This window comes from Nocardioides sp. NPDC004968, assembly GCF_040608935.1.
GTDB lineage: Bacteria > Actinomycetota > Actinomycetes > Propionibacteriales > Nocardioidaceae > Nocardioides.
This window is the reverse complement of record NZ_JBEXJF010000005.1, coordinates 85,310-101,223: the sequence shown is the minus strand read 5'-3', so window position 1 is coordinate 101,223 and position 15,914 is coordinate 85,310. Positions and strand designations below refer to the sequence as shown.

Below are 15,914 nucleotides of genomic sequence, written 5' to 3'. Positions count from 1 at the left end.
CCGATGCTCCTGCCCGACTCGCTGAGCCGACGCTCCCTCCTCTCCAGCACCGCCACGACCGGCTTCGCCGCATCCGCAGCCATGCTGCTCGGCACCGGTTCGATCCCCGCCGACGCGGTATCCGTCAAGGGCGCCACGTCGCTCTCCGGCTACCCGTTCACCATGGGCGTCGCTTCCGGCGACCCGCTCCCCAACTCCATCGTCCTCTGGACCCGCCTCGCCCCCGAACCGCTCGCCGCCGATGGTCTGGGCGGTATGCCGCAGGAGCCGGTCAAGGTCCGCTGGCAGGTCGCCGAGGACCCCCTCTTCCGCAAGGTTGTGAAGTCCGGCACCGTCACCGCCACCCCGAACTTCGGCCACTCGGTCCACCCCGAGGTCTGGGGCCTGCGTCCCGGCCGCGACTACTGGTACCGCTTCCTGGCCGCCGGCGAGGTCAGCCAGACCGGGCACACCCGGACCGCCCCGGCGTACGGCTCCTCGCTCCCGCGGATGAGCTTCGCCTTCGCCTCCTGCGCGCTCTACAGCCACGGCTTCTACACCGCCTACCGGCACCTGGCCGACGAGGACGTCGACGTCGTCTTCCACCTGGGCGACTACCTGTACGAGTCCGGCGTGACTCCCGAGAACAACTGGCGCAACACCCCGGTCTCCCCCGCCGTCGGCGGCGAGACGCTCGACCTGGCGCGCTATCGCCTGCAGTACGGCCTCTACAAGTCCGACCCGGACCTGATGGCAGCCCACCAGTCCCACGCGTTCGTCGTGGCACCCGACGACCACGAGGTCGAGAACAACTGGGCCGACGAGACCCCCGAGGAGCGGAGCCAGTCCCAGGGCGAGCTGTGGATGCCGCGGCGTACGGCTGCCTTCCAGGCCTACTACGAGCACCTGCCGTTCCGCGCCAGCTCGCTGCCGGAGGGTCCGGACATGCAGATCTACCGGAGCCTGCGCTACGGCGACCTGGTCGACTTCAACGTGCTCGACACCCGCCAGTACCGCGACGACCAGGCGTACGCCGACGGCAGCGACCCCGCGAGCCCGGAACTGACGCCGGACATCTACGATCCGTCGCGTTCGATGATGGGTTTCGAGCAGGAGAAGTGGCTCCAGCGCAGCTGGCGCCGCTCGAGCGCCCGCTGGCAGGTGCTCGCCAACCAGGCGCCGATGGCGGAGACCGACCTAGACGAGACCGAGAAGAAGACCCTCTACATGGACCCGTGGGACGGCTACATCGCCAACCGTAACCGGCTCCTCGAGGGCGCTCGCACCAGCGGCATCGAGAACCTCGTCGTCATCACCGGCGACCGCCACCACAACTACGCCAGCGACCTGCTGGCCGACTACGACGACCCCGAGTCGGCCGTCGTCGGCAGCGAGTTCGTCGGCACCTCCATCGCCAGCGGCGGCGACGGCGCCGACATGACCACCGGCGGCGAGACGCTGCTGCGGGCCAACGACCACCTGAAGTTCTTCAACAGCCAGCGCGGCTACGTACGCGTCACGGTCACGCCCGAGGAGCTCTCCAGCGACTTCCGGGTCGTGCCGTACGTCCAGCGCCCGGGCGCGCCGATCTCCACCCGCGCGACCTACGTCGTCGAGAACGGCCGCCCCGGCGTCCAGCTCGACACCCAGAACACCCCCGTCGGAACGAGGTACGCCGACGTGCCGCTGCCGACGCTCAACCGCTGACCGCTGGTCGAGCCGCCGGAGCCGCTAGGCGGAGGCGTGTCGAGACCAACACGGTCCGATCGAGCGCCGACGGGACCGTGTTGGTCTCGACACGCTCGGCCGCAGGCGGCCTCGCGGCTCGACCAGCGTGGCGGGGTCAGCCGAACGGCAGCGGCTCGGGCACCAGGGAGACCGACTGGGCCCGGGCCGCGGTCAGGCGGCGGCGGTGGTGCTGGCGGCAGAGGACCTCGTAGGAGACCGCGCTGGGGGCCTCGTCGGTGTCGCCGACGACGACCTGGTCACCCTCGGTGACCATGACGCCGTCCTCGACCCGGGCGTTGTGGGTGGCCCGCTTGCCGCACCAGCACAGTGCCTCGACCTGCAGCACCTCGGTCCGGTCGGCGAGCTCGACCAGACGAGCGGCACCCGGGAAGAGCCGGGTGCGGAAGTCGGTGAGGATGCCGAAGCAGAAGACGTCGATCTGCAGCTCGTCGGTGATCTTGGCCAGCGCCTCGATCTGCACGGGCGTGTAGAACTGGGCCTCGTCACAGATGAGGTAGTCGATCCGGGCGCCGTGGGTCAGCGAGTCCACGGCGTGGCGCCAGAAGTCGAAGTCGTCGGTGACCTCGATCGCGTCGTGGGTCAGACCGAGCCGCGAGGTGACCACCGCCTCGCCGGAGCGGTCGTGGGCGGTGAAGATCAGCCCCACCCTGCCGCGAGTCGCGTGGTTGTGGTTGGTCTGCAGCGCGAGAGTCGACTTCCCCGCGTCCATCGTCCCGGTCCAGAAGGTCAGCTCAGCCACTTGCGGAAGCCTAGTGGGCTGCGCTGCGGCTCGTGGCAGGACCCTCAGAGCTGGACGTGTTCCGCCGATAGTGGCGCGCGACCCGTGCCCGGTTGCCGCAGCCCGCGGAGCACCACTCGCGTCGTGGGTGGTCGCGGACGAAGTAAAGGACGCAGCCGGGGCCGCCGCACGCCTTCAGCTCGTGGGGCGCGTGCTGGGCCAGCACCTCGGATCCCTCCAGCGCCACCAGGCTCAGCTCCCGCTGCGGACCGGTGCCGTTGGCGAGCCACTCGCGCTCGTAGCCGCCCTGCGCACCGTGGCGGAGCGTCGGCGCGCAGTGGGACACGAACTCGTTGAGCACCGCGAGCGCCGCCTCAGTGCTGAGCGCCTCGGAGACGGCGGCCGGCCGGCCGTCGGCGGTCAGGTCGGCGGCCAGCCGGCGCAGGGCGTCGCGCAGCGCTCGGGCCCGGCCGAGGTCGTGCTCGTTCATATCTGGGTGGCGGCCGAGGCCCGCCTCCTCGGCCCAGGCCTCCAGGTGCGCCAAGCTCTCCAGCGAGTCGTGCATGCCCGTCCGGTCGGCCCAGATCGTGTTCATGAGACGTACGGCCCGGGGCTGGGTCGGGTACAGCACCGGCACCTGCAGCTCCACGGCCGCCTCCTCCATCATCGATCTCTGTCGGTCGGTTCTAATGGTCAGTCTAAGGTTCAGACGTTACGCCACGCGCGGCGGCCAGCTCGGTCTCGAGCTCGCTGATCCGCTGGGTCAGCTCGGCGACGGTGTGCCGGGCGGCCTCCAGGGGCACCAGCTGCGGGATGTGCTGCTTGCAGTTCCAGTCGAACGCCTCGACGTCGATCAGGATCCCGCGCTCCACGCGTGCCGAGCTCCCGACCGGAGCGAGCGAGCCGACCAGCTCGGGGTCGTCCTCGAGCTCGACGACCCGCGCACGACCGAAGATCTTCATCCGGGCCTGCAGTTGGTAGTCGATCAGGAACAGCGAGACCCGCTCGTCGTGATCGAGGTTGCCGCGGGTGATGTACTGCCGGTTGCCCCGGAAGTCGGCGAACCCCAGCGTCGTCTCGTCAACGACCTTCAGGAACCCGGGCGGTCCGCCGCGGTGCTGGACGTAGGGCCATCCGGTCTCGCTGACGGTCGCCAGGAAGAAGCTGTCCCGCGAGATGATGAACGCAGCCTCGCCCCTGCCGATCCGGTCCGGAGCGTCACCCGCCTCCGCCATCCGCGCGTACGCGGCGGCACTTCCGCGGATCGCTTGGTGCTCGGTCACCAGCGGCGTGAACGCGACCTGCCCGTAGTGCCCGGTCATCGCCGGCCCTCGTCGACTCTGTGCTCACCCATGACAAACCCTTCCGCCGGACACGACGAGTGTCCTTCTAATGGATACGTAGGTTGTAACCATTAGAACTGCGAGGCATTCCCGCCCGGCGAGATTGGCGCAGAGCAGCGCCCGGGACGAGCGCGTCAGGAGACCAGCAGCGGGATGAGCATCTCGTCCGGGGTCAGCGAGCCGTGCAACCCGACCAGGGTCGTCTCGTACTGGAACAGGCTGGTCGAGACGACCGCGTGCTCGCCGTGGGAGGCGACGATGACGTCACCGAGCCGCGGCAGCACCGAGGGGGTGACCGGCCCGAACCAGCCACGCCGGATCGCGGTCTCCCGGGTCATCACGTCGGCCTTGTCCCCCAGCGTCTCCGACCAGGTCGCGACCACGTCGTCGACCGCGCCGCGCGAGCAGTAGAGATGCCGGAAACGGGCCTCGCCACCGACCAGGGCGACCCCGTGGCGGAGCTCGGACGCGTCGTCGATGTCGGTGCGGGAGGTGGCGGGCGAGTCGACCATGCCGTGGTCGGCGAGCACCAGCAGGCGTACGGACGGGTCCAGGGCGTCCCGCAGCTGCTCGGCCTCGGCGTCGATCATCGAGAGCTGCTGCAACCAGGGCGAGGAGGCGACGCCGTACTTGTGGCCGGTCCAGTCGAGGTCGCCGTCGTAGAGGTAGGTCAGGGACCCCGGCACCCGCGAGAGCGCGACCGCCGAGGCGATCCGCTCTCCCACCCGGTCGGCGCCGACGAACTCCGCGCCCCGGTGGGCGGCGATGGTCAGCCCCGAGCCGCCGAAGACGCGCTTGTTGATCACCGTGACCGGCACGCCGGCCTCGCCCAGCCGCTGGAAGACGGTCTGGTTGGGCTGCCACTCGACCGGGTCGACGTCCTTGCGCCACTGCAGCGCGTTGAGCAGGTGCTCGGTGCCGGGGATGCGGGAGGTGTAGCCGACCAGCCCGTGTCCGCCGGGCGTCAGCCCGGTGCCGAACGAGGTGAGGCTGGTCGCCGTCGTCGATGGCACCCCGGCCGTGCCGGTCTCCTGGTCCTCGCTCAGCGAGGCCAGGAACGGCGCGGCGTGCGCATAACGGCGCAGCAGGTTGGTGCCCATCCCGTCGACCAGGAAGACGACGTACGCAGCGGCCGGGGGCAGCTCGAGACCGGACCGCGCCTCGGAGGTGCCCAACGGGATGCCCATCGCGGCGGCGACCGCCGGCAGGACATCACCCAGTGAGCGCTGCCCGTACGCGGGGGCGACGAACCCGGTCATCAGCTCCTCACCGGTTGTGGGTGCGAGCCGAGAGCGATTCCGCGAAGGAGAGCAGGCGGTCGACCGAGTCGTGACCGTCGGCGGCAGCCGAGACGCGCAGCGAGAAGTCGTCGGGGGTGAGCACCCCGGTGTAGCCGTGGTCGGCGTCGCAGTTGGGGTCGGAGCAGCCCGCAGGCTCCAGGTCGACGCGGTTGACGCCGCCCCAGCCGATGGTCATGACCACCTCGGCCGGCTTGCTCGATCCCTTGGTCGGGTTGGTGATCATCCGGGTCACGACCACGGAGTTGACCGAGTCGATGCGTACGGCCTCGGTCGAGGTCGAGGTGTAGGGCTCGGGCAGCAGGTCGTCGCCGGCGTGCTCGTCGGTGTGGGCCAGGATCAGCCGCGTCGGGGTCAGCACCAGCACGGAGAGGTGGCGGCGCACCTCGTCACGGTCGAACGTCGGCTCGTGGTGCAGGAAGAAGGAGGACACCTTCTCCCCCGCCACGGCGGAGGCCACGCAGTCGGCCACCACCTCGGGGTAGTAGCCGGTGCGGTCGATCTCGGCGCGCAGGTCGTCGGCGCGGTCGAGATCATCGGTGCGGGTGCTCATGACACCCATCCTTCCACGGGGTTCCACGGTGGCCTAGCCGGGCAGTGTGTCGCCCACCGCAGGGTTGAGGCGGCGTACGAACCAGTCTGAGCGCGGATCGGCGACCAGGTCGACCCTGGCGCCGGCGGTGAGGACGGCGGATCCCTCGAGCCCGACCAGGACCAGCGAGAGGTCGAGGGAGGAGATCTGGGGCAGGTCGTTCTGCAGCTGGGCGACCCTGAGCACGAGCCGCTCGATCTCGTCGACGTCGACCATGTCGCCGCCGCGGTAGCCGAAGAGCATCGGCGCGGCCTTGATCTCGCGCACCATCGAGGCGGCATCGCGCTCGGACAGAGGCGGGATCCGGTAGGCCTTGTCGGCCACCAGCTCGGTGATCGGGCCGGCGATGCCGAAGGAGACCACGGGGCCGAACAGCGGGTCCTCCATCGAGCGGATCGCGACCGGGACACCCGGCGGTGCGGTGCGCTGCACCGTGAACCCGCCGGTCTCGGGCGGGATCCGGCTGGTGATCAGCTCCCAGGCCTCGGTCATCTCGTCGACGTCGTCGATGTTGCGTACGACGTGGGCCTGGTCGGGCCGCTCCCGGACGCTCTCGACGGTCGCCTTGAGGACGACACCCCAGCCGAGGTCCTCGCCGGCGGCGATCGCCTCCTCGAGGGTGCTGACGCTGTGGGTGTTCCACAGCTTGATCCCGTAGGCGGCCAGGACCATGCCCAGGTCCTCGCGGCTCAGGTCGCCTCCGGCCGGGCGCGCGGCGAGCACGTCGGTGACGATCTTGCGCGCCGTGCGCGGGTCGCACTCGTCGGTGCTGAGCCACGGGGTCTCGCCGTCGGCGGAGCGCAGCCACACGGCGTACTCCACGACCTTGGCCAGGGCGCGTACGGCCGACTCCACCGAGGAGTAGGACGGCACCGAGCCTCGGCCGGCGGTCGAGCCGGCGACGTCGGGGACGCGGAGCAGCTCGGGGACACCCTCGGCACCCAGGAAGCTGGTGACCAGCGGCTTGTCGGACTGCTCCCCCACCGCGGCGAGCACGTTGGCGATCTCCTCGCCGGAGACGTTGAGCGGCGGGATGTAGACCGAGATCACCGCGTCGACCTCGGGGTCGTCGATGGCCGCGTCGAGCGCGTCCTCGAAGTCCTCGGCGCTTGGCTCGGTGGGGAGCGGGACCTGCTTGTTGACCTGCAGTCCCGCCGAGACGGCGGCGTCGGCGGCCAGCAGGCCCAGGGCGTCGGAGTTGCCGACGATGGCGACCCGCCGCCCGCGCGGGAGCGGTTGGTGGGCGAGGAGCTGGGCGACGTCGAACATCTCGTCGAGGGTGTCGACCTGGATGATCCCGGCCTGGCGGAACATCGCGTCGACGGCCGCCGGCGGGGCGCTGATCTTGCGGACCGCGTGACCCATCGGCACACCCTGGGTGGTGCGGCCGGAGCGGACCGCGACGATCGGCTTGCGCAGCGAGACGCGGCGGGCGATGCGGGAGAACTTGCGCGGGTTACCGATCGACTCGAGGTACATCATCACGACCTCGGTCGAGACGTCCTCCTCCCAGTACTGCAGGAGGTCGTTGCCGGAGACGTCGGCGCGGTTTCCGGCGCTGACGAAGGTCGACAGGCCCAGGCCCCGGTTGTTGACCTTCTCCAGGATCGCGGAGCCGAGCGCACCGGACTGGCAGAAGAAGCCCGCGCGGCCGCGCGGCGGCATCGTCGGGGCGAGGCTGGCGTTGATCTTGACCTGCGGGTCGGTGTTGATGACGCCGAGCGCGTTGGGCCCGATCAGCCGCAGCCCGTAGGAGCGGGACAGGTTCACCAGCCGCCGCTGCCGCTGGCGGCCCTCCTCGCCGGTCTCGGCGAAGCCGCTGGAGATGACCACGAGCCCGTGGACGCCCTTGGCGGCACAGTCGAGCACGACGTCCTGGACGGCGTCGGCGGGGACCGCGACGATGGCCACGTCGACGTCGTCGGGGATGTCCTGGACGCTCTTGTACGCCGGCATGCCGCTGACGGCGGTGGAGCTGGGGTTGACCATGTAGACCCGGCCGGTGAAGTCGCCGATCACCAGGTTGCGCACGAGCGCCTGGCCGACGGTCTCCTGTCGCCGGCTGGCCCCGATGACCGCGACCGAGCGCGGGTTGAAGAAGCGGTGGATGGAGGCGGACTCGGCCTCGTGCTCGCGCAGGGCGAGGCGGCCGACCGCGGTGTCGGTGACGTCGATCCCGAACTGCAGCGAGATGACCCCGTCCTCGTAGACGCTGGCCACCTTGTAGCCGGCGTCGCGGAAGGTCTGGATCATCCGCGCGTTGTCGGGGAGCACGTCGGCGGTGAACTTGGTGACCCCACGCTCACGCCCGGCCTGGGCGAGGTGCTCGAGCAGGATCTGTGCGATCCCCCGGCCCTGGTAGTCGTCCTCGACGAGGAAGGCGACCTCGGCCTCGCCGGGCTTGACCACGTCGTAGCGCCCGACGGCGATCATCCGGCCCCGCAGGGTCAGGATGAACGCGACCCGGTCCTTGTGGTCGACCTCGGTGAAGCGCGCGACGTCGCGTGCGGACAGGTGCGGCATCGGCGAGAAGAATCGGTAGTACTTCGACTCGTCGCTGACCCGGTGGTCGTAGAAGTCGACCAGCAGGTCCTTGTCCGCCGACCGGATCGGCCGGATGTGGGCCGTCCGCCCGTCGCGCAGCAGCACGTCCGCCTCCCAGTGGGAGGGGTACGGCGGGGTCTGCTGCGCGGTCACGAGAGAAATCTAGCGGTACGCACCAGTCGCCGCTCAGTCCACGATGCCCAGACGTGGCGTCGGCGCGAGGACAGTGACCAGATGTGCGAATGGCTTGAAGTCATCGGCGCTCAGCGTCATGACGCCGGCGCCGTGGCGGTGTGCCTGCGCGGCGATCAGGGCGTCCTTGCCTCTGACCTTGGCGCCCGTGGCCTTGGCTCCGGCCGCGACCAGGCCATAGGACCGCGTCGATTCCTTGTCCATGGGCAACCAGTCGAAGCGTGCGTCGAGCTGGTTGAGGCGCTGGGTGCGTTTCGCGATCTGCTCGGGGCTCGTGGCGGCCTGGACGCCGAACTCCAGCTCGGCGCGCGAAAGAATGCTGGCTGCGTAGGCCTCACCAGCGTCGAAGAGGTAGCGGTCGTAGTCGATGAGGACGTTGGTGTCGAGGATGATCACCGGCGGTCCCAGGGATCGGTGACCTCGTCGTCGAAAGTGTCGTCGACATCAGCGTGCCACGCATCAGCCTCCGCCGGCGTGAGGCCGGGCTCGTCGGCGTTGAGCACGTCGCCGCGGACCCAGCGGGCCGGACCCGCGTGCGTCGGAACCAAGCGCACCCCAGTCGCGTGGCCGTGCGCAGTGATCTCGAACTCCTCCCCGGTCTCCAGGACACGCTGGATCACGGAGTTGGGGTTCTGCTTGAGATCGCGGGTTCCGATCGTGTTCATGCACCCATCATGGGCTGGGGTGTAGACGTACGTCTACACCCCAGGTGTCAGTGACGTACGACGTTGGCGCGGTCGCGCTCGTTGAGCACCCGCCAGCCGTCATAGTCCCAGTTCCGCGCCAGCTTCTGGGCGTGCTTGGGAGCGTCGCCCTCATGATTGCGGATGACGAGTTCGCGTACGGCGAACTCCACCGCCTCCTGGGGCGTGGTCGCGCCGGAGATCCGCTGGATCTCCTCGAGCAGCTCGGTGTCGAGCTCGATCTGGGTGACAGCCATCTTCAAGCACCTCCGTGTGCGTTGAACCGGTGACTCCGGACGGATTGATCTCTACTGCCAATGTACGCGGATGCGCGGCGTACGGAAGGGCGGCTCGGCTACGACTTGAGCCCAATCGGCGAGCCCGGTGTGGCGTTCGCACAGGGATTCGAGACAATGCCCCTTATGGCACGCGGCAAGACCAAGCAGGACGTACCCGACGATTTCGAGGAGCACATCCTCGACACCGACATCGGGGACGAGATGCGGTCCTCATTCCTGGAGTACTCCTACTCCGTCATCTACTCCCGGGCACTGCCCGACGCCCGCGACGGTCTCAAGCCCGTGCAGCGCCGGATCCTCTACACGATGAACGACATGGGCGTACGTCCAGACCGCGGCCACGTGAAGTGTGCCCGCATCGTCGGTGAGGTGATGGGCAAGCTGCACCCGCACGGCGACGGCGCGATCTACGACGCCCTCGTCCGGATGGCGCAGCCGTGGGCGATGCGGCTGCCGATGATCGACGGGCACGGCAACTTCGGCTCTCCCGGCGGTGACGACCCGGCTGCCGCGATGCGTTACACCGAGGCCCGGATGGGCCCGGCGGCGCAGGCGATGACCGACGACATCAAGGAAGACACGGTCGACTTCCGGCCCAACTACGACTCGCGGGAGATGGAGCCGAGCGTGCTCCCCGCCGCGATCCCCAACCTGCTGGTCAACGGTGCCACCGGCATCGCGGTCGGCATGGCCACCAACATGGCCCCGCACAACCTGATCGAGGTCATCGCCGCCGCGCGCCACCTGATCAAGCACCCCGGCGCCGAGCTCGACACGCTGATGAAGTTCATCCCCGGCCCCGATCTCCCCACCGGCGGCACCATCGTCGGCCTGGACGGGATCCGGGATGCGTACGAGACCGGCCGCGGCTCCTTCAAGATCCGCGCCACCACGCGGATCGAGCCGTTCGGGCGCCGCAAGGGCATCGTGATCACCGAGCTGCCGTTCAACATCGGCACCGAGAAGATCATCGAGCGCGTCAAGGTCCTGGTGCAGTCCAAGAAGATCCAGGGCATCGCCGACCTCAAGGACCTCACCGACCGCGAGCACGGCACCCGGCTGGTGATCGAGGTCAAGAACGGGTTCGTGCCCGAGGCCGTCCTCGAGCAGCTCTACAAGATGACGCCGCTGGAGGACTCCTTCGGCATCAACAACGTCGCGCTCGTCGACGGGCAGCCGCGCACGCTCGGCCTCAAGGAGCTGCTCGAGGTCTTCCTGGGACACCGCTACGACGTCGTACGCCGCCGTTCGCAGTTCCGTCGTGACCGGGCCGCCGACCGGCTCCACCTGGTCGACGGGCTGCTGATCGCGATCCTCGACATCGACGAGGTCATCCAGCTGATCCGCGCCTCCGACAACGCCGGCGAGGCCAAGGAGCGGCTGATGTCGGTCTTCGACCTGAGCCAGCCGCAGGCGGAGTACATCCTCGACATGGCGCTGCGCCGGCTGACGAAGTTCTCCAAGATCGAGCTGGAGAAGGAGCGCGACGACCTGCGCGCGACGATCGAGTACCTCGACTCGATCCTCGGCGACGACGAGATGCTGCGGAAGGTCGTCTCCGACGAGCTCGGCGAGGTCTCCAAGACCTTCGGCACGCCGCGGCGCACCGTGCTGCTCGCCTCCGCCGGCACGCCGGCGCTCGAGGCGATGAGCCTCGAGGTCGCCGACGACCCGTGCTTCGCGCTGCTCTCCTCGACCGGTCTCCTGGCCCGCTCCTCGGACGCTGAGCCCTTCTCGACCGGCTCCGGCCGCGCCAACCACGACGTGATCGTCTCGGTGGTCCCGGCGACCGCGCGCGGCCAGATCGGCGTGCTCACCTCCCGCGGCCGTCTCGTACGTCTCGGGGTGCTCGACCTGCCGGCGCTGCCGCCGACACACGGCGACCCGAACCTGTCCGGCGGCCTGCCACTGTCCGCGCTGCTCTCGCTGGAGTCCGACGAGCGCGCTCTGGCGCTTACGACGCTGGCCACCGACGGTCCCGGCATCGCGCTCGGCACCAAGCTCGGTGTCGTCAAGCGGGTCAACCCCGAGGTGCTGCTCAACAAGGACGAGTGGGAGGTCATCAAGCTCGCCGACGGCGACGAGGTGGTCGGCGCGGCGCAGCTGCGCACCGGCACCGAGTCGCTGGTCTTCGTCACCTCCGACGCCCAGCTCCTTCACTTCCCGGCGGACGTCGTCCGTCCTCAGGGCCGCAGCGCCGGCGGGATGGCCGGCGTTCGGATGGCGCACGGCTCCCGCGTCGTCTTCTTCGGAGTCGTCTCCGCCGACGCTCCCGAGGGTGCCGCGGTCGTCACCGTCGCCGGCTCCTCGAGCGCTCTGCCAGGGACCGAGACCGGCTCGGTGAAGACCACGCCGTTCAGCGAGTACCCGGCCAAGGGCCGGGCCACCGGCGGCGTACGCGCGCACCGCTACCTCAAGGGCGAGGACTCGATCGTCTTCGCCTGGGTCGGCGCCGCTCCTGCGATGGCCGCCGCGGCCTCCGGGGCGCCCATCGAGCTGCCCGAGATCGACCCGCGCCGCGACGGCTCCGGGATCCCCCTCGAGCAGCCCATCGACGCCATCTCCGGACCGGTCGCCAACAGGTAGCCACCGCCAACCGCCCCGCTGGTCAGCGCAGCGCGATGGGGTTCACCGGGGCGCCGACGGCACCGGTGACGCGCAGCGGCGCTGCGGTGAGCAGGAAGTCGTAGCGCCCGTCCTCCGCGCAGGCGGAGGCGAGGCCGTCCAGGTCCCACATCTCGCCCAGGAAGAGGCCGAGGTGTGGGATCGCGACCTGGTGCAGGGGCTGGAAGGCGTCGTCGAACTCGTTCGGGCGCACCTCGAAGCCCCAGGTGTCGGTGGCGATCGCGGCGATCTCGGTCCGGTGCAGCCAGTCGGCGGTGGTGAACGAGAGGCCGGGGGCCGCTCCCCCGGCATAGCCGCCCCAGCCCTCACCGGCGGCGACGCCCCGGCGGGCGCGGGAGAGCTGCCCGGTGCGTACGACGACGATGTCGCCGCGGCCCACGGCCCCGCTGGCACCCTGGGCCGCGATCGTTTGCTCCAGGTGCTCCTCGGTGATGGCGAACCCGTCGGGGAGCTCGCCGTCGGTGCCGACCGCGCGGCCGACGTCAAGCAGCACCCCGCGACCGCAGACCACGTCGGCGATCGTCTCGATCCCGGTGACACCGTCGCCCAGCGAGGTCACCACCGACTCCGCCGGGCGGCCGTTCCAGGCCCGTCCGTGGTCGAAGATGTGGCCGAGCCCGTCCCACTGGGTCGAGCACTGCAGCGGCATCGCGATGACGTCGTCCGCGCCGCCGATCCCGTGCGGGAACCCCTGGATGCCGGCGACCGCGTCGGTGCCGGTGTCGAGCATGGTGTGCACCGGATTCGTACGCCGCCGCCAGCCGTTCTGCGGCCCGTCCATGTCGAAGGGCAGCGAGAGCGAGTAGGACCGCCCGGTCTGCACCAGCCCCGCAGCCGAGACCCGCTTGGCGTCGGTGAGGAAGTTCATCGTCCCGCGTACGTCGTCCTCGCCCCAGCGCCCCCAGTTGGAGACGCGGGCGACCGTCTTCGCGACCTCGCCTTCGGGATCGCTCCGATCAAGGGAGGTCACGACGCATCCAGCTCGGCGAAGGTGTCGGCGACCCAGTCAGCGATGAAGCCGATGACGTGCGGGAAGTGGTCCAGGCCGATGTGCTCGGTGGCTCCCTCCTCCGGCGTGAAGATCCGCAGCTCGCGCTTGGGGCTGTTGACCGCCTGGTCGTAGGAGCGATGCGCGTACGAGAGCGGGATCTGGCGGTCGTTCTCACCGTGCGCGATGAGGAACGGCACGGTGATCTCCTCGACCACGCCGTCGAGGTTCACGTCCTCGGCGAAGTCGATGAACGTGTCGACGTCGGGCTGCCCCCACACCCACAGCACGTGGTCCCAGTAGTGCGGCACCGGGTTCTCGCCCTCACGCTGCAGCCGGCGCTTCTGCACCGCGCCCCAGTCGTGGTTGGCACCCCAGGCCACGCACAGCGCCAGCCGCTTCTCGTACGCCGCGGCGCGAGGCGCGTAGTAGCCGCCCAGCGACCAGCCCACGAGCCCGATCCGGTCGGCACGTACATCCGAGCGCGTCTCGAGCCAGTCGACGCAGGCCGCGGCCCAGGCCTCGGTGTCGACGCGCGCGGTGAGACCGTCCAGACGCAGCGCCTCACCGGAGCCACCGCAGTCGACCATCAGCGTCGAGATACCGCGAGCGGCGAGCTCGGTGTGGACACCGGCGCCGACCATCATCTCCTTGGTCGAGTCGAGCCCGTTCCACACGATCATGACCGGCGCCGCCTCGCCCGCACCGACCGCCGGGTGGAAGTAGGCGGGCAGGCTGGTCTCGCGGCCGTTCTCGACGTACGGAATGGCGACCTTCACCGTCGGCTGGTCGAGGAGCTCGAAGGAGCGGACCAGCAGGTCGACGCTGCGCTGGTACTCGGCGTTGCGGCCCGGGTCCTTCGCGCTCTGCATCCGCTCGGCCTGGGAGACGTAGACGGAGGCGCGGAAGAGCTTCTGCCCGGCAGTACGCCGGTGGCCGGCCTTCTCGGCCTCGGACGCCTGCTCCTCGAGCTGGTCGGCGACACCGCGCCAAGCGGCCATGAACTCGGCGGTGCCCACGTCGGAGCCCTGTGCCGCCAGCTCCTTCAGCGGCCGGCAGGCACGGTCGACCTCGTCGATCAGGCCGCCGGAGTTGAGCGTGGCGACCACGCCCAGGTTCCAGACGTAGTTGCCGGGAAAGTACTCGAACATCTCTTGTCCTCTTCTAATGGGTGTCTCAGCGCAGGGCGTCGGAGACGGTCTTGGCGCCGGCGTGCGAGGAGACCCCGCCGTCGACGGGGATCTCGGCACCGGTGACGTACGCCGCGCCGTCCCCGAGCAGGAAGACCACGACCGACGCGACCTCCTCAGGCATGCCGGGGCGCCCTAGCGGGGCAGCGGCGACCGAGGCCTCGCGGAACGAAGCCGGAGCCGAGGCGGTCATGGCGGTCTCGATGAAGCCGGGATGTACGGCGTTGACCCGGACCCCGCGCTCCCCCAGCTCGAGCGCCGCGGTGTGCGTGAGCCCGCGGACGGCCCACTTGCTGGTGGTGTAGGCCACCGGGTAGTGCCCCTGCAGCGCGGCAAGCGACCCGATGGTGACGATCGACCCGCCGGCCGGCATCAGCGGCGCCAGCGCCTGGATCCCGAGCAGCGGCCCGAGCACGTTGACGTCATGGGCGTCCCGCATGTCGGCGACGCTCGCAGCCCCGACCCTGGCACGGCGGGTGACGCCGGCGCAGCTCACCAGCCCATGGACCTGCCCTGCGAGCTCGCCCGCGAGGTCGGCCCAGGCGTCCTCGTCGCGGACGTCGAGGCTCCGGACGCCAGGTGCCGCCTCGCGGTCGACGCCCACCGCCGTCCCACCTTCCGCGGTCACGGCGGCGGCCACCGCCGCCCCGATTCCCGAGGCGGCCCCGGTGACCACGACCGTACGTCCGGCCAGCGAGCTCATCGGGGCGCCTCACGAGCAGCCGCCCGTGCGGCACTGTCGCGGCGCCGCACCGGCGGCAGCTCGGGGGCGGGCGGCGCGACGCCGACGGTGTTGGTGAGGGTGCCGATCCCCTCGACCTCGAGGGTGACCACGTCACCGGGTTGCAGCGGCTTCGGCTCCTGCGAGCCATGACGGCCCCACAGCTCGGCCAGGCACCCGCCGTTGCCGACGGTGCCCGAGCCGAGGACGTCGCCGGCGACCACGCGGGAGTCGCGGGAGGCGTACGCGATCATCGTCTCGAAGGTCCAGCCGACGTTCGAGAGCCGGTCGCGGCCGACCTCTGTGCCGTTGACCGACACCGTGCACAGCAGGTCGAGGAAGCCGTCCTCGTCGCGGTACGGCTCCAGCTCGTCGGCCGTCACGATCCACGGCCCCAGCGTCGTCGCGAAGTCCTTGCCCTTCGCCGGACCGAGACCGACCTGCATCTCGCGGCCCTGCAGGTCGCGGGCGGACCAGTCGTTGAAGATCGTGTAGCCGAAGACGTACGCCCCGGCCTCCTCGGGCGGGACCGACCGGCCCTCGGCCCCGACGACGGCGGCGACCTCCAGCTCGAAGTCGCGGGCCGCGCAGGCCGCCGGGAACGGGACCTCCGCGCCCGGTCCGAGGATCGCGTGCGGGTTGGTGAAGTAGAAGGCCGGGGCGTCGTACCAGGCGTCGGGGACCCCGCTGACGCCGTCGACCGAGCGGCGTACGCCCTCGACGTGCTCTTCGAAGGCGACGAAGTCGCGCACCGAGGCCGGCTCCAGCGGCGCCAGCAACTCGACCTCGGCGAGGTCGATGGCGTCCGCTGCCCGGGCATGGTCGGCGGCACGGTCGAGCACCTCACGCCCGCCGGCGATGAGCGTACGCATCGTGTGCCGCACGGCGAACGGGTGCAGTCCGTCCTCGGTGACCAGGCCGACGCGCGGCACGTCGAGGTCAGGATCGCGGAAGGTTGCCAGCTTCATCGGGCTCTCCTCATTCGAACGCAGC

General features: G+C 70.4%; 14 protein-coding genes and 1 pseudogene. 2 read left to right on the top strand and 13 right to left on the bottom strand.

From position 1 onward, the window contains the following. Positions 1-3 precede the first annotated feature (3 nt). Positions 4-1,686 (top strand): alkaline phosphatase D family protein, encoded by a 1,683-nt coding sequence (locus ABZU72_RS08325; protein ID WP_355018380.1) that lies wholly within the window; start codon positions 4-6, stop codon positions 1,684-1,686. Between the two features lie 136 nt (positions 1,687-1,822). Here the strand turns inward: ABZU72_RS08325 and ABZU72_RS08320 are convergent, their stop codons facing one another. The 9 genes from ABZU72_RS08320 to ABZU72_RS08280 form a co-directional block, all read right to left on the bottom strand. Then, positions 1,823-2,467: a thymidine kinase gene (locus ABZU72_RS08320; protein WP_355018379.1), complete on the bottom strand. Its 645-nt coding sequence runs from the start codon at positions 2,465-2,467 to the stop codon at positions 1,823-1,825. A gap of 10 nt (positions 2,468-2,477) precedes the next feature. Continuing rightward, positions 2,478-3,095 carry an ABATE domain-containing protein gene (locus ABZU72_RS08315; RefSeq protein WP_355018378.1) on the bottom strand — a complete coding sequence of 206 codons (618 nt, stop codon included), beginning with the start codon at positions 3,093-3,095 and terminating at the stop codon, positions 2,478-2,480. Between the two features lie 49 nt (positions 3,096-3,144). Beyond that, positions 3,145-3,768: a pyridoxamine 5'-phosphate oxidase family protein gene (locus ABZU72_RS08310; protein ID WP_355018377.1), complete on the bottom strand. Its 624-nt coding sequence runs from the start codon at positions 3,766-3,768 to the stop codon at positions 3,145-3,147. A 155-nt stretch (positions 3,769-3,923) separates the two neighbouring features. Beyond that, a complete protein-coding gene (locus tag ABZU72_RS08305) occupies positions 3,924-5,048 on the bottom strand; it encodes a nucleotide pyrophosphatase/phosphodiesterase family protein (protein ID WP_355018376.1) in 1,125 nt (374 codons plus the stop codon). Positions 5,049-5,055: 7 nt separating this feature from the next. After that, positions 5,056-5,640, bottom strand: coding sequence for a DUF5998 family protein (locus tag ABZU72_RS08300; RefSeq protein WP_141804060.1), 585 nt, complete (start codon positions 5,638-5,640; stop codon positions 5,056-5,058). A 33-nt stretch (positions 5,641-5,673) separates the two neighbouring features. After that, complete coding sequence (locus ABZU72_RS08295) at positions 5,674-8,376, bottom strand: GNAT family N-acetyltransferase (RefSeq protein WP_355018375.1); 2,703 nt, start codon at positions 8,374-8,376, stop codon at positions 5,674-5,676. A gap of 33 nt (positions 8,377-8,409) precedes the next feature. Continuing rightward, positions 8,410-8,811 (bottom strand): PIN domain-containing protein, encoded by a 402-nt coding sequence (locus tag ABZU72_RS08290; protein WP_355018374.1) that lies wholly within the window; start codon positions 8,809-8,811, stop codon positions 8,410-8,412. Then, complete coding sequence (locus tag ABZU72_RS08285) at positions 8,808-9,080, bottom strand: hypothetical protein (RefSeq protein ID WP_355018373.1); 273 nt, start codon at positions 9,078-9,080, stop codon at positions 8,808-8,810. Before ABZU72_RS08285 ends, ABZU72_RS08290 begins: the two co-directional genes overlap by 4 nt. A gap of 47 nt (positions 9,081-9,127) precedes the next feature. After that, positions 9,128-9,355, bottom strand: a complete 228-nt coding sequence (locus ABZU72_RS08280) for a type II toxin-antitoxin system VapB family antitoxin (protein ID WP_160024211.1) — start codon at positions 9,353-9,355, stop codon at positions 9,128-9,130. A gap of 165 nt (positions 9,356-9,520) precedes the next feature. On the opposite strand from ABZU72_RS08280, the pseudogene ABZU72_RS08275 reads away from it, so the two are divergent. Continuing rightward, positions 9,521-12,056: pseudogene (locus tag ABZU72_RS08275) on the top strand (DNA topoisomerase IV subunit A); the annotation flags it as partial. Here ABZU72_RS08275 and ABZU72_RS08270 read toward each other — a convergent pair. From ABZU72_RS08270 to ABZU72_RS08255, 4 genes are read right to left on the bottom strand one after another with little or no spacing between them, the layout of a single operon-like run. Further along, on the bottom strand, positions 12,006-12,992 hold the full coding sequence (locus ABZU72_RS08270) for a cyclase family protein (RefSeq protein WP_355018478.1): 987 nt from the start codon (positions 12,990-12,992) through the stop codon (positions 12,006-12,008). The pseudogene ABZU72_RS08275 and the gene ABZU72_RS08270 overlap by 51 nt on opposite strands. Next, positions 12,989-14,161, bottom strand: coding sequence for a prolyl oligopeptidase family serine peptidase (locus ABZU72_RS08265; protein WP_355018372.1), 1,173 nt, complete (start codon positions 14,159-14,161; stop codon positions 12,989-12,991). Before ABZU72_RS08265 ends, ABZU72_RS08270 begins: the two co-directional genes overlap by 4 nt. A 25-nt stretch (positions 14,162-14,186) precedes the next feature. Beyond that, complete coding sequence (locus ABZU72_RS08260) at positions 14,187-14,903, bottom strand: SDR family oxidoreductase (protein ID WP_355018371.1); 717 nt, start codon at positions 14,901-14,903, stop codon at positions 14,187-14,189. Further along, the gene (locus ABZU72_RS08255) at positions 14,900-15,889 is read right to left on the bottom strand and encodes a fumarylacetoacetate hydrolase family protein (RefSeq protein ID WP_355018370.1); all 990 of its coding nucleotides are present in this window, start codon (positions 15,887-15,889) and stop codon (positions 14,900-14,902) included. The genes ABZU72_RS08260 and ABZU72_RS08255 overlap by 4 nt, the downstream gene beginning before the upstream one ends. Positions 15,890-15,914 lie beyond the last annotated feature (25 nt).